General features: G+C 69.0%; 15 protein-coding genes and 1 tRNA gene. 8 read left to right on the plus strand and 8 right to left on the minus strand.

Annotated features, from left to right (window positions below; genetic code table 11):
- Nucleotides 1-50: 50 nt before the first annotated feature.
- Together purB and ACT3CF_RS14990 are read left to right on the plus strand one after the other, a co-directional pair.
- The gene (gene purB / locus ACT3CF_RS14985) at nucleotides 51-1,361 is read left to right on the plus strand and encodes an adenylosuccinate lyase (RefSeq protein WP_478424094.1); all 1,311 of its coding nucleotides are present in this window, start codon (nucleotides 51-53) and stop codon (nucleotides 1,359-1,361) included.
- On the plus strand, nucleotides 1,358-1,951 hold the full coding sequence (locus tag ACT3CF_RS14990; RefSeq protein ID WP_478424095.1) for a biliverdin-producing heme oxygenase: 594 nt from the start codon (nucleotides 1,358-1,360) through the stop codon (nucleotides 1,949-1,951). Before purB ends, ACT3CF_RS14990 begins: the two co-directional genes overlap by 4 nt.
- 122 nt (nucleotides 1,952-2,073) lie before the next feature.
- Here ACT3CF_RS14990 and dnaJ read toward each other — a convergent pair whose 3' ends face one another.
- Together dnaJ and dnaK are read right to left on the minus strand one after the other, a co-directional pair.
- The gene (gene dnaJ, locus ACT3CF_RS14995; protein WP_478424096.1) at nucleotides 2,074-3,189 is read right to left on the minus strand and encodes a molecular chaperone DnaJ; all 1,116 of its coding nucleotides are present in this window, start codon (nucleotides 3,187-3,189) and stop codon (nucleotides 2,074-2,076) included.
- Nucleotides 3,190-3,422: 233 nt separating this feature from the next.
- Entirely contained in the window at nucleotides 3,423-5,330 is a 1,908-nt protein-coding gene (dnaK, locus tag ACT3CF_RS15000) for a molecular chaperone DnaK (RefSeq protein WP_478424098.1), read from the minus strand.
- A 165-nt stretch (nucleotides 5,331-5,495) separates the two neighbouring features.
- On the opposite strand from dnaK, the gene ACT3CF_RS15005 reads away from it, so the two are divergent.
- Both ACT3CF_RS15005 and ACT3CF_RS15010 read left to right on the plus strand, forming a co-directional pair.
- On the plus strand, nucleotides 5,496-5,948 hold the full coding sequence (locus tag ACT3CF_RS15005; RefSeq protein ID WP_478424100.1) for a copper chaperone PCu(A)C: 453 nt from the start codon (nucleotides 5,496-5,498) through the stop codon (nucleotides 5,946-5,948).
- A gap of 73 nt (nucleotides 5,949-6,021) precedes the next feature.
- Nucleotides 6,022-6,480, plus strand: coding sequence for a vgr related protein (locus ACT3CF_RS15010; protein WP_478424102.1), 459 nt, complete (start codon nucleotides 6,022-6,024; stop codon nucleotides 6,478-6,480).
- 19 nt (nucleotides 6,481-6,499) lie between these two features.
- Here ACT3CF_RS15010 and ACT3CF_RS15015 read toward each other — a convergent pair whose 3' ends face one another.
- Both ACT3CF_RS15015 and ACT3CF_RS15020 read right to left on the minus strand, forming a co-directional pair.
- Nucleotides 6,500-7,990 carry a hypothetical protein gene (locus ACT3CF_RS15015; RefSeq protein ID WP_478424104.1) on the minus strand — a complete coding sequence of 497 codons (1,491 nt, stop codon included), beginning with the start codon at nucleotides 7,988-7,990 and terminating at the stop codon, nucleotides 6,500-6,502.
- 129 nt (nucleotides 7,991-8,119) lie between these two features.
- On the minus strand, nucleotides 8,120-8,482 hold the full coding sequence (locus ACT3CF_RS15020; RefSeq protein ID WP_478424106.1) for a group III truncated hemoglobin: 363 nt from the start codon (nucleotides 8,480-8,482) through the stop codon (nucleotides 8,120-8,122).
- A 222-nt stretch (nucleotides 8,483-8,704) separates the two neighbouring features.
- Here ACT3CF_RS15020 and ACT3CF_RS15025 point away from each other — a divergent pair, with 222 nt between their 5' ends.
- On the plus strand, nucleotides 8,705-10,216 hold the full coding sequence (locus tag ACT3CF_RS15025; protein ID WP_478424107.1) for an acetyl-CoA hydrolase/transferase family protein: 1,512 nt from the start codon (nucleotides 8,705-8,707) through the stop codon (nucleotides 10,214-10,216).
- Nucleotides 10,217-10,276: 60 nt separating this feature from the next.
- Here the strand turns inward: ACT3CF_RS15025 and ACT3CF_RS15030 are convergent, their stop codons facing one another.
- On the minus strand, nucleotides 10,277-11,656 hold the full coding sequence (locus ACT3CF_RS15030; protein WP_478424108.1) for a sensor histidine kinase: 1,380 nt from the start codon (nucleotides 11,654-11,656) through the stop codon (nucleotides 10,277-10,279).
- Nucleotides 11,653-12,324, minus strand: a complete 672-nt coding sequence (locus ACT3CF_RS15035) for a response regulator transcription factor (protein WP_478424109.1) — start codon at nucleotides 12,322-12,324, stop codon at nucleotides 11,653-11,655. The genes ACT3CF_RS15030 and ACT3CF_RS15035 overlap by 4 nt, the downstream gene beginning before the upstream one ends.
- An 87-nt stretch (nucleotides 12,325-12,411) precedes the next feature.
- Here ACT3CF_RS15035 and ACT3CF_RS15040 point away from each other — a divergent pair, with 87 nt between their 5' ends.
- Genes ACT3CF_RS15040 through ACT3CF_RS15050 form a run of 3 tightly spaced genes read left to right on the plus strand, consistent with a single transcriptional unit; the run spans nucleotide 12,412 to nucleotide 18,253 of the window.
- Nucleotides 12,412-13,638, plus strand: a complete 1,227-nt coding sequence (locus ACT3CF_RS15040; RefSeq protein WP_478424110.1) for an efflux RND transporter periplasmic adaptor subunit — start codon at nucleotides 12,412-12,414, stop codon at nucleotides 13,636-13,638.
- Complete coding sequence (locus ACT3CF_RS15045; protein WP_478424111.1) at nucleotides 13,635-16,793, plus strand: efflux RND transporter permease subunit; 3,159 nt, start codon at nucleotides 13,635-13,637, stop codon at nucleotides 16,791-16,793. The genes ACT3CF_RS15040 and ACT3CF_RS15045 overlap by 4 nt, the downstream gene beginning before the upstream one ends.
- Nucleotides 16,790-18,253 (plus strand): efflux transporter outer membrane subunit, encoded by a 1,464-nt coding sequence (locus ACT3CF_RS15050; RefSeq protein ID WP_478424113.1) that lies wholly within the window; start codon nucleotides 16,790-16,792, stop codon nucleotides 18,251-18,253. Before ACT3CF_RS15045 ends, ACT3CF_RS15050 begins: the two co-directional genes overlap by 4 nt.
- An 80-nt stretch (nucleotides 18,254-18,333) precedes the next feature.
- Here the strand turns inward: ACT3CF_RS15050 and ACT3CF_RS15055 are convergent, their stop codons facing one another.
- Together ACT3CF_RS15055 and ACT3CF_RS15060 are read right to left on the minus strand one after the other, a co-directional pair.
- Nucleotides 18,334-18,858 (minus strand): N-acetyltransferase family protein, encoded by a 525-nt coding sequence (locus tag ACT3CF_RS15055; protein WP_478424115.1) that lies wholly within the window; start codon nucleotides 18,856-18,858, stop codon nucleotides 18,334-18,336.
- Nucleotides 18,859-19,055: 197 nt separating this feature from the next.
- Nucleotides 19,056-19,132 (minus strand) — tRNA-Met (locus ACT3CF_RS15060).
- Nucleotides 19,133-19,166 lie beyond the last annotated feature (34 nt).

Genomic DNA, 19,166 nt, shown 5'->3' on the forward strand with positions numbered 1-19,166 from the left:
CGTTCTTTTCCGTCGCGGCCGCGCCGCGGCGCCAGCCCAAAGAGGTTGCCATGGTCCCCCGTTATGCGCGCGCCGAAATGACCGCGATCTGGTCGCCCGAGACGCGCTATCGCATCTGGTTCGAGATCGAGGCACATGCGACCGACGCACTCGCCGAACTGGGCGTGGTGCCGAAGTCGGCGGCGAAGGCGCTGTGGGACTGGTGGGCGACCAACCCCGCGATCGACGTGCCCGCGATCGACGCGATCGAGGCGGTGACCAAGCACGACGTCATCGCGTTCCTCACCTGGGTCGCCGAGCAGGTGGGCGACGAGGCGCGCTTCATGCATCAGGGCATGACGAGCTCGGACGTGCTCGATACCTGCCTGGCGGTTCAGCTCGCGCGCGCCGCCGACCTGCTGATCGCCGATCTCGAAGGCCTGCTGACGGTGATCCGCCGGCGCGCGTTCGAGCACAAATATACGCCGACGATCGGCCGCAGCCACGGCATCCATGCCGAGCCGACCACGTTCGGCCTCAAGCTGGCCGAGGCCTATGCCGAGTTTGCCCGCAACCTCGCACGGCTGAAGGCAGCGCGCGCCGATGTGGCGACCTGCGCGATTTCGGGTGCGGTCGGCACCTTTGCCAATATCGATCCGCGCGTCGAGGCGCATGTCGCCGCCAAGCTGGGCCTTTCGGTCGAGCCGGTGTCGACGCAGGTGATCCCGCGCGACCGCCACGCGATGTTCTTTGCGACGCTGGGCGTGATCGCCAGCTCGATCGAGCGCGTCGCGACCGAGGTGCGCCACCTGCAGCGCACCGAAGTGCTCGAGGCCGAGGAATATTTCTCGCCGGGGCAGAAGGGCTCGTCGGCGATGCCGCACAAGCGCAACCCGGTGCTGACCGAGAATCTGGCCGGGCTCGCCCGCATGATCCGCGGCTATGTCACCCCCGCGCTCGAGAATGTCGCGCTGTGGCACGAGCGCGACATCAGCCATTCGTCGGTCGAGCGCTATATCGGCCCCGACGCGACGATCACGCTCGATTTCGCGCTCGGCCGGCTGACGGGAGTGATCGACAAGCTGCTCGTCTATCCCGCGCGGATGCAGAAGAATCTCGACCGGATGGGCGGGCTCGTCCATTCGCAGCGCGTGCTGCTGGCGCTGACGCAGGCTGGGGTAAGCCGCGAGGACGCCTATCGCCTGGTCCAGCGCAATGCGATGAAGGTGTGGGAATCGGACGGCGCGCTGTCGCTGCTCGACCTGCTGAAGGCGGATGCCGAGGTGACGGCGGCGCTGAGCCCCGAAACGCTCGAGGAGAAGTTCGACCTCGACTATCACTTCAAGCATGTCGACACGATCTTCGACCGCGTTTTCGAGTGAACCCGACCCGGGAAGCCCTGCGCGCCGCCACCGGGCGGGCGCATGAGCGCGTGGATGCCGCCTTCGGCCTGTTCGACCTGACCGACCGCGACGACTATGCGGGTTTTCTGCGCGCGCATGCCGAAGTCGTCTATCCGCTCGAAACCGCGCTCGAACGCGCGGGCGTGACGCGAATCTTCGCCGACTGGGATGCGCGCCGGCGCGGCGATGCGCTGCGCGCCGACCTGAGCCACCTCAACGACGTGCCGCCGCTGGCCGGCAATGTCGAGGAACTCGTCCGATTTCCCACGCTGACGGGCGATCACCGGTTCGACGATGCCACGACCGCCGACATCGATGCCGCGATCGCCGGGCATGTCTATGTGCTCGAGGGCTCGCGGCTGGGCGGCAAGTTCCTCGCACGCCAGTTGCCGCCGGGATTCCCGCGCGCCTATCTGACCGAGGCGCAACCGGCCGAACGGTGGCACGCGCTGGTGCGCCAGCTCGACGAGATGCTCCAGGCGCCGCGGGCACTGCGATCGGCGCTGGCCGCCGCGCACGAAGCCTTTGACCGCTTCGAACACGCCGCGAAGCGCTGGGCACGCGGCTGACCGCGGTAGGCGCGCCCACCGCCGATCACCCGCAGCATCCCGGACGAAAAGGCCCGCCGCCGCAATATGCGGGGCGGGCCTTTTCGCGATGTCGGCCGGGCGGATGCCGCCGGGAAGCGTACTCAGCCGAGCAGCGAAGCGAGCTTGGCGAAGAAACCGCTCGCCTGCGGGCACTCCTCACCCGTCTCGGTCTCGCGGAACGCCTCGAGCAGTTCGCGCTGGCGCGGCGTGAGTCGCGTCGGCATTTCGACGTCGATCCGGATGACCAGGTCGCCGCGCCCACGCCCCTGAAGCACGGGCATGCCCGCGCCGCGATGGCGCATCTCGCGCCCCGACTGGGTTCCCGCCGGAATCTTGACCGTGATCTTTTCCCCGTCGAGCGCCGGCAGCGTGATCTCGCCGCCCAGCGCCGCGGTGGTGAAGCTGATCGGCGCCTGGGCGTAGAGCGTCGTGCCCTGGCGCTTGAAGAGCGCGTGATCCGAAACGTGGAGGAAGATGTAAAGATCGCCCGCGGGCGCGCCCCGCGCACCGGCCTCGCCCTCGCCCGACAGGCGGATGCGCGTGCCCTCGTCGACGCCGGGGGGAATGTTGACCTGAAGCGTCTTGGTCTTGTCGATGCGCCCCTCGCCGCGGCAACGCTTGCACGGATCGGCGATCACCTGGCCGACACCGTGGCAGCTGGGGCAGGTACGCTCGACCATGAAAAAGCCCTGCTGCGCGCGCACCTTGCCATGGCCCTGGCACGTGCCGCAGGTCTTGGCCTTGGTGCCCGGCGTCGCGCCCGAGCCGTTGCAATCATCGCAGGCGCCGGAGACGTCGACGGTGATCTCGGTCTGCTTGCCGTGGAACGCCTCTTCGAGGCTGATTTCCATGTCATAGCGCAGATCGGCGCCACGCAGGTTGGGACGGCCGCGGCCGCCGCCCATGAACTCGCCGAACACGCTTTCGAAAATGTCGCTGAACGCGCCGAAATCGGCGCCCGCGCCCGCATGGCCACCGCCCATCCCGCCGTTGAATGCGGCATGGCCGAAGCGATCATAGGCGGCGCGCTTCTGCGGATCCTTGAGCACGTCATAGGCTTCGCTGACCGCCTTGAACTTGGCCTCGGCTTCCTTGCATCCCCCGTTCTTGTCGGGGTGATACTTCATCGCGAGCTTGCGATAGGCCGACTTGATCGTCGCCTCGTCCGCCGTGCGCTCGCAACCGAGCAGTTCATAATAATCGACTTCGGTGGTCATCTGAAAAGCCTTCTCCCCTTCGGGGGAGTGCGAACCAAAACCCGATCGATGCGTTGACGCTGACGCATCCCCCGTTTGCGGGCGCTGCGATCAGGCCGCGCCGACGCGCCGAAAGGCGGCGCCGGCCGCACCGTATGGACCGGCCGGTGCCCGGCAGCATCGCCGCCGGGCCCGGTCGCCCGCCCCCTCCCCGCCCAGACCAAGGCCCGTGCGGCGGAAGGGGTGAACACGCCTTACGCCTTGTTGTCGTCGACTTCCGAGAATTCGGCGTCGACCACTTCCTCGCCGCCCTTGTCGGCGCCAGCGGCACCGGCGTTGGGCGAGGCATTTTCGGCGGCCTGCTTTTCATAGATCGCCTGGCCGAGCTTCATCGCGACCTGGGCGAGGTTCTGCGCCTTGGCGGTCATCGCCTCGGCATCGCCGCCTTCGACCGCCGCCTTGGCCTCGGCGATCGCAGCTTCGATCTCGGCCTTGAGCGCCACGTCGACCTTGTCGCCGTTTTCGGCGAGCTGGCGCTCGGTGGTGTGGATCAGGCTTTCGGCGTTGTTCTTGGCTTCGGCCGCGGCACGACGCTTCTTGTCCTCCTCGGCGAAGCGTTCGGCATCCTTGACCATCTGGTCGATGTCGTTGTCCGAAAGACCGCCCGAGGCCTGGATGCGAATCTGCTGCTCCTTGCCGGTGCCCTTGTCCTTGGCGGACACGTTGACGATGCCGTTGGCGTCGATGTCGAAGGTGACTTCGATCTGCGGCACGCCGCGCGGCGCCGGCGGGATGCCGACCAGATCGAACTGGCCGAGCAGCTTGTTGTCCGCCGCCATCTCGCGCTCGCCCTGGAAGACGCGGATCGTCACCGCCTGCTGATTGTCGTCAGCGGTGGAGTAGACCTGCGACTTCTTGGTCGGGATCGTGGTGTTGCGGTCGATCATGCGGGTGAACACGCCGCCCAGCGTCTCGATGCCGAGGCTCAGCGGAGTCACGTCGAGCAGCAGCACGTCCTTGACGTCGCCCTGAAGCACGCCGGCCTGGATCGCAGCACCAATGGCGACGACTTCGTCCGGGTTGACGCCGGTGTGCGGCTCCTTGCCGAAGAAGTCCTTCACGACCTGACGGACCTTGGGCATGCGGGTCATGCCGCCGACGAGCACGACTTCGTCGATGCCGCTCGCCTTGACGCCGGCATCCGCCATCGCCTTGCGGCACGGCTCGAGCGTGCGCTGGATCAGGTCGTCCACCAGCCGCTCCAGATCGGCGCGGGTGATGCTCTTCACCAGGTGCTTCGGACCGTTCTGGTCGGCGGTGATGAAGGGCAGGTTGACCTCGGTCGTCTGCGCCGACGACAGCTCGATCTTCGCCTTTTCGGCAGCTTCCTTCAGGCGCTGCAGCGCGAGCTTGTCCTTGGTGAGGTCGATGCCCTCGGCCTTGCGGAACTCGTCGGCAAGGAACTGGACCAGCTTGGAGTCGAAATCCTCACCGCCCAGGAAGGTGTCGCCGTTGGTCGCCTTCACCTCGAACACGCCGTCGCCGATCTCGAGGATCGAGATATCGAACGTGCCGCCGCCAAGGTCATAGACTGCGATCGTCTTGCCGTCCTGCTTTTCCAGGCCATAGGCGAGCGCCGCCGCGGTCGGCTCGTTGATGATGCGCAGCACCTCGAGGCCCGCGATCTTGCCGGCGTCCTTGGTCGCCTGACGCTGGGCGTCGTTGAAATAGGCCGGCACGGTGATGACCGCCTGGCTGACGCTTTCGCCCAGATACGCCTCGGCGGTTTCCTTCATCTTCTGAAGGATGAAGGCCGAAATCTGCGAGGGGCTGTAGTCCTGGCCGCCCGCATTGACCCAGGCGTCCCCGTTGGGCCCGCGGGTGATGCTGTAAGGCACCAGTTCCGTGTCGCGCTTGGTCACCGGATCGTCGAAACGGCGGCCGATCAGGCGCTTCACCGCGAACACGGTGTTGTCCGGATTGGTCACCGCCTGGCGCTTCGCCGGCTGGCCGATCAGACGTTCGCCGTCCTTGGCGAAGCCGACGATCGACGGCGTGGTGCGCGCGCCTTCCACATTCTCGATGACCTTGGGCGTACCGCCTTCCATCACGGCGACGCAGCTGTTGGTCGTACCCAGGTCGATGCCGATAACTTTAGCCATGGTCCCTCATTGGCCCCTAGTTCGAAATCAAAGATATGCCCCCCGCACCCCTGCAACTTAGGCAATGCGGAGCAGCGAACTGGAACGCGATATAGGTGCGTGTCGGCTTGCCGCAAGAAGGGGGGACCCCTAGCATCCGCACGGCGCGTCGATGGGAGGGAAACAATGATGCGAACGGCATGGACTGCGATGGTTGCGGCGGTGGCGCTGGCGGGGTGCCAGCAGGCGCCCGAACTGAAGGCGGAAAAGGCCTGGGTCCGGCTGCCGGCGGTGGCCGGACACCCGGGGGCGGCCTATTTCACGATCCGGGGCGGCCCGCGTCCCGATACGCTGGTGGCGGTCTCCACGCCCGCCGCGCTGCGGGCCGAACTGCACGAAAGCATGAAGCGCAGCGAAGCCAATGGCGCGCCGATGATGACGATGCAGCCAATCCGCGACATCGGCGTCCCGACGGGCGGAACGCTGGTGTTCGCGCCGGGCGGCAAGCATGTGATGCTGTACGACCTCGGTCCGGCCGTAAAGGCAGGCGGCACGATGCCGCTGACGCTCTCGTTCGCGAGCGGGCGCAAGCTCGACGTGACGGCAAAGGTCGTGGGTGCGGCCGATCCGGCGCCCTGACGCACTGCGGCGGTGATGTGAGGCGGGATGCGGGACCGATGACAGCGACCGGCCCGCACCCCATCTGTCCGCCATGAACGACCGACCGCTGACCCCGGGTGAGATCGCGCTCGCGCAGACGATGTTCGGCGCGTCGATCGACTATGCGCGCGTGCGGATCGCCGCGCGAAAATGGGCGTTTTTCCAGCCGCGCGCCACGGTGATGGCACCGCGCGGCACGATCCATTTTCATCCCCAAGGCGGCCTGTACCGTGACGATTTCGCCCCGGCGGACCTGCCGCTCCAGGGGCTGTTCATCCACGAGATGGTGCATGTGTGGCAGCATCAGCAGGGGATTTTCCTGCCGCTGCGGCGCCATCCCTTTTGTCGCTATCGCTATCGCTACGCGCCGGGGCGGCCGTTCGCACGCTATGGCATCGAGCAACAGGCCGAACTGGTGCGCCACGCCTTCCTGATCGATCGCGGCCATGCCGTCCCGGGCGCGCCGCCGCGCGATGCGCTGGCGGCGCTGCTGCCCTTCCCGCGCGGCTGAACGCCGCGACGCGCGCCGATCAGTCCTGTTGCCGGATCTGACGTTCGAGCACGGCGTGCCCGTGCTCGACTCGCGGCGGCGGTGCCGGACGCGGTGCCGGATGCGGTGCCGATGCCGGGCGCGGCGGTGCCGGCGCGGCGACCGGCGGCGCCGATTGCGGCCGCGGCTCGAGGCTGGGTGCAGGACGAGGCGGCGGCAGGAACGGCGGTGTCGGCCGTGCCTGCGGCTCGGGCCGGGGCCGTCCGGCCGTCCAGTCGGGACGCGGATGATCGCCGTCCCAGCGCGGGCGCGGCCGATCGGGCAGCGGACGCCCGTCGTCATGGATCGGCGCGCCGGCCGTCGGCGGCGCGGGGCGCGGCGGGGCACCGGACGGCGGCGTTCCGGGCACGCCGGGCGGCGGGACATGCGGCGGCGCGCCGGCAATGGGCGCGGGCCAGCCGGGTCGCCACGGCCCGCGCGGGGGCACCCGCGGATGCGTCGCGTCCGGCTGCTGCGGCCCCGCGGTCGCAGGAGGGGGGGACGGCGGCGGCGGAACGCGCGGCGGACCGCCGGCACCTTCGGTTCCCGGTGCCGGCCAACCCGGATGCCAGGGACCGCGCGGGGGCGTCGGTCGCGGCCCATTCGGCGGCTGCGGCCCCGAGGTTCCGGGCGGCGGACCACCCGGGCCGGGCTGGCCGGGCTGGCCTGGCACCGGCGGCTTGCCCGGTCGCGGACCGCCCCAGGGCCAGCCGCGCGGCGGGCGCACGCCTGGGGGCGGCGGTCCCTGAAACCCGTGCTCGCGCCATTCGCGGAAACGGCGCGCCAGTTCCTCACGCCGGCGCCGTTCGGCGGCGAGCTGTTCGCGAAGCAGCCATGCCTCGCGGCTGTCGCGATAACGGCGCCAGCCGGGATCGATGTCGCGCGTGGCGAACCAGATGTCGATGTTGCTCCACAGCATCGGGCTGGTGTCGATCCAGCTGGTACTGTCGACGCTCTCCCATTCGCGCCGCGACAGCACCGCGCGCAACGCGCGGCCGCGATCGAGCAGCCAGTCGGCGCGGCGGGTCAGCGCGTCGCTGCCCGCACCGTCGGGATCGACCGGGCGCCCTTCGGCGTCATAGACATAGACCAGCCGGCCCTTGGCAAAGGCGAAACGGTTGCCGCCCTCGGCGACCAGAAAGGGATCGCGCGCGCCGGGCGCGAAATAATAGCTGCGCATCTGCGCATCGCGGTCCTCGACGACGACCCAGTGGCCGTCGGCGGTTTCCCAGGCCCAGGGCTGGCCGCCGTCGAAGTCGAAACTATGGTCGGGCGGCGACTGGCCGATCGCGGCCCACAACGCCTCGGCGCGATCGAGATAGGCATAGGCGTCGTCGGGCGCCGGCTCCGCCCCGCCGTCGATTGGCGTGCGCGGCGGCGGCGGTGCGCTGGCGGGGCCGTAATAGGCATCGTCGGTGCCGACCGGCATGCACCCGGCAAGCGCGATTACGCCGGCAAGCAATGCCCCGTTCGCTTTCCATCGCCCCGCCATCATCCGTTCCTCTCCAATCGCGCGCCTATCCTCGGCCCCGCGCGATGAACCGTCGATGAGCATGATCCCCGCCACGCCTTCAGCAAGACATTTCCCAGGTCGGCGCCAGAAAAGGCCCGGTCCCGGCACCTAAAGCCGGAAGAACAACGCGAGCGAGAAGCTCTCCCCCATTCGCGCCGCCTTCGCGACGAGCGCGTCGGCATCGTCGCGGTCGAATACCTGGTCGGCGGTCTCGCGCCACAGGTGCAGCCAGCGTTCGAACATTTCGGGACGGATGCGGTCGGCGTGGCGGACATGCGCCGGCATCGGTCGCCCGTGGTAGCGGCCGCTCGACAGCATCACCGACGACCAGAAGGCCTGGAGCTTCACCAGGTGCGCGGGCCAGTCGTCGATCACGCTGTCGAAAACCGGACCGAGCAACGCGTCCTCGCGCACGCGGGAATAGAATCGGCCGACTTGTTCGGCCAGTTGCTCCTCGGTCAATCGCCACATCCTTCAAATGCAAGCCATGCGTCGACTGCATCCGCGACTTGCGGACGACGCACGCCAGACTTTCGCTTTCGCCGCCCGCTAACGCTGTCCGCGCAAAAAACAACGCGTGAAACCCCGGATAGGCGCACAACTATGCTTGTCTCGCGCGCGTTCGGCAGCGCATAGGCGCGCTCGACGGATCGCCAAGACCCGCCCCATGAAGAGAGGAGCGTCAACACCACCATGTCCGATCGCATTGCCTGCACCACCCTGCGCAGCCGCATTGCCACCGCCGAAGAGGCGGCCGCCCATATCCAGTCGGGCGCGACCGTGGGCATGAGCGGCTTTACCGGCTCGGGCTATCCGAAGGCGGTGCCGCTTGCCCTCGCCGCCCGGATCGAGGAACAGCATGCGGCGGGCAATCCGTTCCGCGTCCGCGTCTGGACCGGCGCATCGACCGGCCCCGAACTCGACGGCGCGCTGGCCAAGGCCGACGGCATCGAATTCCGCCTTCCCTACAACTCCGATCCGATCGCCCGCGACAAGATCAACCGCGGCGAGATGGAATATTTCGACATGCACCTGAGCCAGGTCGCGCCGATGGCGTGGCAGGGCTTTCTGGGCCCGCTCGACGTCGCGGTGGTCGAAGTGTCGGGCATCCGCGCCGACGGATCGCTGATCCCGTCCTCTTCGGTCGGGAACAACAAGACCTGGATCGACCGCGCATCGAAGGTGATCCTCGAGGTCAATCGCTGGCAGAACGCCGCGCTCGAAGGGATGCACGACATCTATTACGGCACCGCGCTGCCGCCGCATCGCGTGCCGATCCCGCTCGTCCGCCCCGACGACCGCATCGGCGAGCCCTATTTCCGGTGCGATCCCGACAAGATCGTCGCGATCGTCGAAACCGATTCGCCCGATCGCAACCTGCCCTTCACCCCCGCCGACGACACCGCGCGCGCGATTGCCGGCCACCTGCTCGACTTCCTCGCCAACGAGGTGAAACAGGGCCGGATGCCCGCCAGCCTGCTGCCGCTCCAGTCGGGCGTGGGCAACATCGCGAACGCGGTGCTCACCGGGCTGATCGACGCGCCGTTCGAGAACATGACCGCCTATACCGAGGTGATCCAGGACGGGATGCTCGACCTGCTCGAATCGGGCAAGCTGCGCATGGCCTCGGCGACGTCGTTCTCGCTCAGCCCGGAAGCGGCGGCGCGGCTCAATGCCGACATGCACGCCTTCCGCGACAAGATGATCCTGCGCCCGCAGGAGATCAGCAACCACCCCGAACTCGTGCGGCGGCTGGGCTGCATCGCGATGAACGGCATGCTCGAGGCCGACATCTACGGCAACATCAACTCGACGCATGTGATGGGTTCACGCATCCAGAACGGCATCGGCGGATCGGGCGACTTCGCGCGCAACGCCTCGGTCTCGGTGTTCCTGACGCCGTCGACGGCAAAGGGCGGTGCGATCTCGGCGATCGTGCCCCAGGTCGCGCATGTCGACCATATCAACCAGGACGTTCAGGTGATCGTCACCGAACAGGGGCTGGCCGACCTGCGCGGGCTCAGCCCCAAGCAGCGCGCCGAGCTGATCATCGAGAAGTGCGCGCACCCCACCTATCGCCCGATGCTGCGCGACTATTACGAGCGCGCGCGCAAGTCGAGCTATGGGCAGCACGCGCCGTCGCTGCTCGGCGAGGCGCTGAGCTGGCACCAGCGCTTCGTCGAAACGGGGACGATGCTCGGTTGAGGACTGAGGGGCCTGCCCGCGCGATGCGTGCGGCCGGCCCCCTTCCCGCCCCGCCGCGGGTCAGCCGCGCGCGGGCGTCCGCATGTCGCCGGCTGCCGGGCGAAAGCGCAGCGTGAACGCCGCGCCGCCGGTCTCGGCCGTTCCGATCTCCAGCGTGCCGCCGTGCACCTGCATGATCCGCGCGACGATCGACAGGCCAAGCCCGGCGCTGTCGCTGCGCTGATGGTCGGCGCGCCAGAAGCGCTGCACCACTTCGTCCGCTGCCCCCGCAATCCCCGGTCCGTCATCGGCGACGGTGACGCTGCCGTCGTCGCGCACCGTCACCAGGATCGCGGTGCCGGGCGGCGTATGCTTGGCGGCGTTGCCCACCAGGTTGCCGATCGCCATTTCGGCGAGCGTCGCATTTCCGCACACGCGCACCGGCGCCGTCGGCGCGTCCAGCGCCACGGTATCGCCCGCCGCCAAGATCGCGGGCGCGCGGTCGCCGACGACGATGCGCGCCACTTCGCCCAGGTCGAGCGGTTCCAGCGCCGCCTGGTCGGGCTCGTCGAGCGAGGCGAGATCCTGAAGCTGGGCAACGACATGGCTGATCCGTTCGACCTGAACCGTCAGCGCCGCGCGCGCCGGCGCGTCGACCACCGCGTCGGCGCGCATCCGCAGCGTCGCGAGCGGGGTACGCAATTCGTGGACGACATTGGCGATGAATTCGGCCTGCTGGCGAAAGCTCTGCGCGAGTCGCGCAACCAGCGCGTTGGTGGCGGCGACCAAAGGCGCGACTTCGGCCGGCACGCCGCGCTCGTCGAGCCGAACGTCGAGCCGTTGCGCGTCGATTTCCGCCGCCTGCGCCGAAACGCGCCGTACCGCGAGCGTCACGCGGTGGATCAGCAGGCTGTTGACCAGCGGCAGCAGCAGCAGCACGACCACCAGCAGCGCCAGATAGCGCCACAGGAAGCTGGCGACGACGTCGTCGAGGATCGCCCCCGGCCCGCTTTCGTCCTGCGAGACCAGCACCCAGAAATGCCGCCCCGCCACGACGACGGGAAGGCTCGCACCGACAAAGGTGCCCGCGCGGAAGCTGCGCGCCCGCTGGCTGCGCGGCGCCTGGTCCCACGGTACGCCCGCGGCGAAGCGGCTGCGCGCCACCAGCCGCCCGTCGCGATCGATCACGGCAAAGGCACGCCCGTCATAGGGGGTGGCGTAAAGCTGGGCACGCGCGGGGGTCAGCGCGACGCGGAGCTGGGCATCGGGGCCGAGCGAGAGTTCGCGCGCGACGTCCTGCGCCTGCTCGACCAGCGAGTTGCGCTGATAGACGAGCATCGTCTGGCGCAGCATCGACACGGTGATCGACGGCAGCACCAGCGCCGCGACAGCGATCGCCGCCAGTTCGACCAGCAGGATCTGCCCGATCAGCGAACGGCGCCACGCCCCGTGCACCGTCACGCCGCCTTGAGCAGATAGCCGACGCCGCGGATCGTTTCGATCCGGACCGCCGCGCCGGCGTCGGCCAGCTTGCGCCGCAACCGGTGGACATAGACCTCGAGCGCGTTCGACCCGGTCGGCTCGTCGAGCCCGAAAAGCTGGTCCTCGGCCAGCCGCTTGGGCACCACCGATCCGACGCGACGGACGAGCAGCTCGGCAAGCTGGCGCTCGCGGGCCGACAGCAGCACCGGCTCGGCATCGACCCACAGGTCGCCATTGGCATGGTTGAAACGGACATTGGCGATCGCCTGGATCGTCTCGGCGACGTTCGACTGGCGGCGCAGCACCGCCTGCACGCGCGCGACCAGTTCGTCGGGTTCGAACGGCTTGACGATATAGTCGTCGGCCCCGGCATTGAGCCCGCGGATGCGGTCCGCAAGCGCGCTGCGCGCGGTCAGCGCCAGGATCGGGATCGGGTTGCGTCGCGCACGCAGCCGCTCGATCAGCGTCACGCCGTCGATGTCGGGCAGTCCCAGGTCGAGCAGCACTGCGGCATAGCCGGCATTCTCGATCATCTGCAGCGCGTCGCCGGCGTCGTGCGCGACATCGGCCTCGACGCCGCGGCGGCGCAACGCCTCGCGCACCGCGGCCGCCAGATCCGTGTCGTCCTCCACCAGCAGCAGTCGCATCGGCGCATGGCCCCCGTAAGCGTCGTGTAAGCGCCCCCAGCTATGGCGCGGCCGATTGTGCGCCGCAACGGCGCGATGAGGTTTGATGTGAGCCACGAAGCCAATGCCGCGCCGCTGCCGGCGGCGCCGCACCTTCCCCGTAACCGCCAGATTCTGATCCTTGCCGTGATTGCCGCCGCGCTGGCGCTGGTCGGCGTCGCCGTGGTGGCGATCCGCAGCCTGGGTGCCCATCCGCCCGCGGCCGAGCGCGGCGATCCGCCGGGCGTGTTCCGCCCGACGCCCGAGCAGCGCGCGCAGATCCGGATCGAGCCGGTGCGCAGCGGCGGGTCGGCGGCGATGCTCGACGCGATCGGCACGATCACCGTCGACGAAAACCACAGCACGCCCGTCGTCCTCCCCTATTCGGGGCAGGTGGCCGAAGTCTATGTCGAGGCCGGCCAGCATGTGACGCGCGGCCAGCCGCTGCTTCGTATCGCCAGCGCCGATCTGGTCGACGCGCGCAACGCGCTGATGACGGCCGAGGCGCAGCACAGCACCGCCACGGCGCAACTCGCGATCGCCCGCGCCAATGCCCAGCGTCAGGAGGCGATCTTCCGCACCGCCGGCGGCGCCGAAAAGGATTATCGCCAGGCCCAGGCCGATCTGGTCGCCGCGCAGTCGGCGCTGCGTACCGCCGATGCGGCGCGGGCCGCCGCGCGCAACAAGCTGGCGCTGTGGGGCCATGGCGGTACCGGCGGCGCCTCGGTGATCTACCGCGCGCCCGTCGCCGGCACGATCGCGACGCGCGACGTCGCCCCCGGCCAGTATATCGGCGCGGGCGGCGACAAGCCGCTGCTGACGATCGCCGATCTCAACCATGTCTGGCTGGTCGCGCAGCTTCCCGAAAGCCAGGCCGCCACGATCCACAAGGGCGATGCCCTCACCGTCACCACGCCGGCCCTCTCGGGTCGCTCCTTCAGCGCCGTCGTGGACAATGTCGCCGCCGCCCTCGATCCCGTCACGCGCCGTCTGGCGGTGCGCGCGACGGTGAACAATCCCGATGGCGCGCTGAAGCCGCAGATGTCGGCCAGCTTCGCCATCCGGACGCGCGAGGACGCGGCGCGCGGCATCTTCGTGCCGTCGGCAGCGGTGATCCACGAAGGCGACAGCGCCCGCGTCTGGGTCGCCCGCGCCGACGGCACGATCGTCGGCCGTGCGGTGACGATCGGCGAGACGGCGGGCGGCTATACCCGCATCCTTTCGGGGCTGGCGCCGCAGGAAAAGGTGGTCACGGGCGGCGCGCTGTTCGTGAACGAGGCGGGGATCGGCGGATGAACAAGCTCGTCGAACTCGCGCTCCGCCAGCGGCTCCTGATCGTGATGCTGCTGGTGGGGATGATCGTGGCGGGCGCGGTCGCCTTCGCCAATCTCAACATCGAAGCCTATCCCGACCCGGTTCCGCCGATGGTCGAGGTCGTCACGCAAAGCTCGGGCACCTCGGCCGAGGAGATGGAACGCAACGTCACCACCCCGATCGAGATCGCGATCGCCGGCCTGCCCAACATCAAGGCGGTGCGTTCGATCTCGCTGTTCGGGCTTTCCGACGTCAAGATCCAGTTCACCTATGACCTGAGCTTCCGCGAGGCGCAGCAGCTCGTGCTCGGCCGGCTTTCGCAGCTCGGCACGCTGCCCAACAATGCGCAGCCCCAGATCTCCCCGACCAGCCCGATCGGCGAGATCTATCGCTATCGCCTCGTCGGCCCGGCCGGCTATTCGGTGATGGACCTCAAGACGATCCAGGACTGGGTGCTCGACCGTCGCTTCAAGCGGCTGCCCGGCGTCGTCGACGTCGTCGGGTGGGGCGGCAAGCTGCGCAGCTACGACGTCCAGGTCGATAACGCCAAGCTCGTCGCCAACGGCGTCACCGTGCCGCAGGTGCTTCAGGCGATCGCCAAGAGCGACGGCAATGTCGGCGGCCAGACGGTCAATTTCGGCCAGCAGGCGGCGATCGTCCGCGGCGTCGGGCTGATCCAGTCGGTCGACGCGATCCGCAACGTCATGGTCGGCGCCAACAACGGCACGCCGGTATTCCTCAAGGACGTGGCCGAGGTGAAGATCGGCAACCTGCCCCGGCTCGGCATCGCGGGCGAGGGCCAGGACGACGACGTCGTGATGGGGATCGTGCTGATGCAGCGCGGTGCCCAGTCGATGCCCGCGATCCAGGCGGTCAAGCAGGAGGTCGAGACGATCAACAAGGGCGGCGTGCTGCCCCCCGGCGTCCGGCTGGAACGCATCTATGACCGCTCGGACCTGATCGAAGTCACCACGCACACGGTGATGCACAATCTGGTCGAAGGGATCCTGCTGATCTTCGTGCTGCAATGGCTGTTCCTCGGCAACCTGCGCAGCGCGGTGATCGTCGCGCTGACGATTCCGTTCGCGCTCGCCTTTGCCGTGCTGATCCTGACGCTCCAGGGCGAATCGGCCAATCTGCTCTCGGTCGGCGCGCTCGATTTCGGCTTGGTGGTCGATGCCAGCGTCATCATGGTCGAGAATATCTTCAGCTATCTCGTCCAGCGTTCGCAGTCGGTGCAGGCGCGCGGCGGGCATTTCACGCTGGCGAGCCGTTTCTCGGCGATCCTGCGCGCATCGTCCGACGTCAATCGCGGCATCTTCTTCGCCGCCGCGATCATCATCGTCAGCTTCCTGCCGCTGTTCACGCTGACGGGGGTGGAGGGGCACATCTTCGGTCCGATGGCCAAGACCTATGCCTATGCCATCATCGGCGGGCTGATCGCGACCTTCACCGTCTCGCCGGTGCTGTCCGCCCTGATCCTGCCCGACGCGCTCAACGAGGTCGAGACGCGCGTCGTGCGCTCGCTGCGCCGCGTCTATGAGCCGGTCGTCGCCTGGGCGCTCGCCAATCGCGTCGTGACGATGGGGGTGGCGGTGCTGCTGCTGCTCGCCTCGGGGCTCGCCGTCCGCTCGTTGGGGATCGAGTTCCTGCCCCAGCTCGAGGAGGGCAATCTCTACATCCGCGCAACCTTGCCCGGCTCGATCTCGCTCGAATCGGCACAGCCCGTGGTCAACGAGATCCGCAAGATCATCGCCAGCTATCCCGAAGTCGATCGCGTCGTGTCGGTCAACGGCCGCCCCGACGACGGCACCGATGCCTCGGGCTTCTTCAACGCCGAATTCTACACGCCGCTCAAGCCCGCGTCACAATGGCCCGCGGGCGTCACCAAGGAAAAGCTGACCGCCGAGCTCGACGCCCGGCTGCGCAAGCGCTTCCCCGGCGTCGACCTCGAATTCTCGCAATATATCCAGGACAATGTCCAGGAAGCCGCATCCGGCGTGAAGGGCGCCAACTCGGTCAAGGTGTTCGGCCCCGACCTTGCCACGATCACGCGGCTGGCGGGACAGATCAAGGACCAGATGGCGGGCGTGAAGGGCGTTGCCGATCTGGGCGTGTCCAACTCGCTGGGCGAGCCGACGGTGCGGATCGACGTCGATCGCGTCGCCGCCGCCCGCTACGGCCTGTCGCCCGACGACATCAACGCCACCATCGCCGCGGCGATCGGCGGGCAGAGCACCGGCGACCTCTACGAACAGGGCACCGACCGGCACTTCCCGATCATGGTCCGGCTCAACCAGGGCCAGCGCGACAGCCTCGAGGCGATCCGCAACATCACCGTGGGGGCTACCGCGCCCAACGGTTCGGGAATGATCCAGGTGCCGCTGTCCGAAGTCGCACAGGTGCGGCTGACCTCGGGCGCCTCGTTCATCTATCGCGAGCATCAGGAACGCTATGTCCCGATCAAGTTCGCCGTGCGCGGACGCGACCTGGGCAGCACCGTCGACGCGGTGAAGGCGCGGATCGCGCGCAACGTGCCGCTGCCCGCCGGCTATCACATCGAATGGGCGGGCGAGCTCGACAGCCTGGCCGGCGCGATCGCGCGGCTCCAGGTCGTCGTGCCGCTCAGCCTCGGGCTGATCCTGTTGCTGCTGTTCGCCAATTTCCGCTCGGTGGTCGACACGCTGCTCGCCTTTTCGGTGATCCCGCTCGCGGTCGTCGGCGGCGTGCTGGCGCTCGCGCTGACGGGGACGCCGTTCAGCATCTCGGCGGCGATCGGCTTCATCGCGCTGTTCGGCATCGCAGTGATGGACGGCATCCTGATGGTGACGACCTTCAACCTCCAGGTCGACGAAGGGCACGATCGACCCAGCGCGATCGCGGCGACGGTGCGCACCTGTCTGCGCCCGGTGGTGATGACCTGCCTCGCCGCCGCGATCGGGCTGCTCCCCGCCGCGATGTCGAACGGCATCGGCAGCCAGGTGCAAAAGCCGCTCGCGCTTGTCGTCGTCGGCGGGATGACGCTGGCGCCGGTGCTGATCCTGCTGATCCTGCCGGTGCTGATCGTCACCTTCTCGCGCCACCAGCATTATCCCATCCAGACACGCGCGGAACTCGCGCCGGAGGCAAGCGCATGACCGCGCCCGCAGCAATGACGATCCGCGCCGCGGGGCGGCGCCTGCGCCTGGGACTGGCCTGCGCGCCGCTGGCACTCGCCGCCTGCACCCCCGGCCCGCGCGATCCGCACGGCGCGGTCGCGATGCCGCCGGCGCCGCAATCGGCGGTGATCGCGCCGGCGAGCGGCCCGGCCCAGTCGCTCCAGGCCGGCGCGGTCGTGGCGCCCGGGTGGTGGCACCGCTTCGCCAGCCCGGAGATCGATGCGCTGGTCGAGCACGCACTCGCGGCGAACAACGATCTGGCCGCAGCCGAGGCGAGCCTCCGCCAGGCCGATGCGCTTGCCGCGGCGACGCGCGGCGATTTCGGCCCGCAGGTCGATCTGGGGTTCCAGTCGCAACGTGCCCGCACGGCGCGTTCGCTGTCGCCGGTGACGGCGGACAACCGGCTCAACTACACGCTCCACACCGCGCAGCTCAGCGTCAGCTATCCCGTCGACCTGTTCGGCGCGGGGCGCACCGCGATCCGCTCGGCGCGCGCCGCGGCGACGGCAGCGGCTGCCCAGCGCGACGCGGCGCGCACGATGCTCGTCGCCAACCTCGTCGTCGCGGTGATCGACCATGCCGCGGCCGAGGCCCAGATCGAGGCCGCGACGCAGAGCATCGCCAGCAATCGCGCGATCCTGGCGCTCCTGCAGCGGCGCCAGGCGCTGGGCGAGGTCGGCGCCGCCGACGTCGCCGCCCAGCAGGCGGCGCTCGCCACCGCCGAGGCCGCGCTGCCCCCGCTCGAGCAGACGCGCAGCCATTTGCGCGGGATGATCCTGACGCTGATCGGCCAGCCCGCCGGCAGCCCCCTGCCCCCGCTGCCGGCGCTCGCGACGATCACGCTGCCGGCCGACCTGCCGGTCAGTATTCCCGCCGATCTGGTCGCCCGTCGCCCCGACATCCGCGCGGCCGAGGCCCAGCTCCAGAGCGCAGCGGCCGATGTCGGCCAGGCGATCGCGGCACGACTGCCGAGCCTGACGCTCAGCGGCAATGCCGGCGGTTCGGCCCAATCGCTCGACCACCTGTTCGGCGCGGGCAATCCGTTCTTCGCGGTGATCGGCGGGCTGACGCAGCCGCTCTTCCATGCCGGTGCGCTGCACCAGCGGCAAAAGGCTGCGGAGGCGGCCTATGACGCCGCCAAGGCGCAATATCGCGCCGCGGCGCTCCAGGCGTTTCTCGACCTCGACGATGCGCTCGCCGCGCTGCGCGCCGACGCCGCTGCGCTCGACGCGGCGACGCGGGCGCGCGATGCCGCGGCGCAGGCGCTCCGCTTCACGCGGCGTCAGGCCGAGTTGGGCGCGGTGGGCACGCTCGCGTTGCTCAACGCCCAGTCGAGCGACGCGCAGGCGACCCAGCAACTCGTCCAGGCGCGCGCCGCCCGGCTGACCGACAGCGTGGCGCTGTTCCAGGCATCGGGAACCGATTCGGCCGCGCGCTGAACCGCGCCCTGCCGAAACGCAAACCGCCCCGGGAAGTCATGCTTCCCGGGGCGGTCGTGCATTCGGGTGTGTCGATGCGCTCAGCGGAGCTGGCGGCGCACCAGCACGTGCGTGGGGTCGTCCTCGATCGGCTCGATGATGAAGCCCATCTCGCGCTCCAGGCTGATCGCGGCGCGATTCTCGCGATCCTCGATCGATTCGATCCACTTGAGCCCGCGCGCCTCGGCATAGGCGACGACATGCTCGAGCAGCGACCAGCTGATCCCGCGCAGCTTGTAGTCGGGGCGGATCGAGATCGCGACCTCGCCGCTCTCGCGGGCGTCGTCGATCGCCAGCATCGCCGTCGCGACGACGGTGCCGTCGCTGTCGAACGCCAGGAAATTCTCGGTCTTGTCGTGATCGACGCCCGTCATCGCCGCGAGCCGGTCGTGGCTCACTTCACGGACGCTGGTGAGGAAACGGAAGCGCAGATCCTCATGCGTCACGCGTGCGAAGAACTCGCCCAGTGCCGCCTCGTCGTCGCGCCGGACCGGGCGAACGGTGAAGCGAAAGCCGGTATGCGTCTCAAGCTCGGCCTGTTCGGGAACCGGGGCCACCTGGGTCATGCTGAACTGCCTTTCCTGCCATGCTGCCGGTGCATGTCCGGCCATTGACGCCTGTTTCGCCCGGGACGGGCGCGACGGCAATCGGGGGAACCCCTAGGGGGCGCCGCGGTTGCGTGCCGCCGCCGGCCATGGGCGCGTGTGGGTTGGGCAATAAAAAAACCGCCTCAGAGATATCTGAGACGGTTTGTGTGTGTGCTTGGTTGCGGGGGCAGGATTTGAACCTGCGGCCTTCAGGTTATGAGCCTGACGAGCTACCGGGCTGCTCCACCCCGCGCCGAGCGGTGTTGTGAATGGGTTTTTGTTTTGCA

Source organism: Sphingomonas chlorellae (assembly GCF_056485145.1).

Coding starts and splice junctions, on each gene's coding strand:
- purB (WP_478424094.1), top strand. CDS start 51: ATGGTCCCCCGTTATGCGCGCGCCGAAATGACCGCGATCTGGTCGCCC.
- dnaJ (WP_478424096.1), bottom strand. CDS start 3,189: ATGACCACCGAAGTCGATTATTATGAACTGCTCGGTTGCGAGCGCACG.
- dnaK (WP_478424098.1), bottom strand. CDS start 5,330: ATGGCTAAAGTTATCGGCATCGACCTGGGTACGACCAACAGCTGCGTC.
- ACT3CF_RS15005 (WP_478424100.1), top strand. CDS start 5,496: ATGATGCGAACGGCATGGACTGCGATGGTTGCGGCGGTGGCGCTGGCG.
- ACT3CF_RS15010 (WP_478424102.1), top strand. CDS start 6,022: ATGAACGACCGACCGCTGACCCCGGGTGAGATCGCGCTCGCGCAGACG.
- ACT3CF_RS15015 (WP_478424104.1), bottom strand. CDS start 7,990: ATGGCGGGGCGATGGAAAGCGAACGGGGCATTGCTTGCCGGCGTAATC.
- ACT3CF_RS15020 (WP_478424106.1), bottom strand. CDS start 8,482: ATGTGGCGATTGACCGAGGAGCAACTGGCCGAACAAGTCGGCCGATTC.
- ACT3CF_RS15025 (WP_478424107.1), top strand. CDS start 8,705: ATGTCCGATCGCATTGCCTGCACCACCCTGCGCAGCCGCATTGCCACC.
- ACT3CF_RS15035 (WP_478424109.1), bottom strand. CDS start 12,324: ATGCGACTGCTGCTGGTGGAGGACGACACGGATCTGGCGGCCGCGGTG.
- ACT3CF_RS15045 (WP_478424111.1), top strand. CDS start 13,635: ATGAACAAGCTCGTCGAACTCGCGCTCCGCCAGCGGCTCCTGATCGTG.
- ACT3CF_RS15050 (WP_478424113.1), top strand. CDS start 16,790: ATGACCGCGCCCGCAGCAATGACGATCCGCGCCGCGGGGCGGCGCCTG.
- ACT3CF_RS15055 (WP_478424115.1), bottom strand. CDS start 18,858: ATGACCCAGGTGGCCCCGGTTCCCGAACAGGCCGAGCTTGAGACGCAT.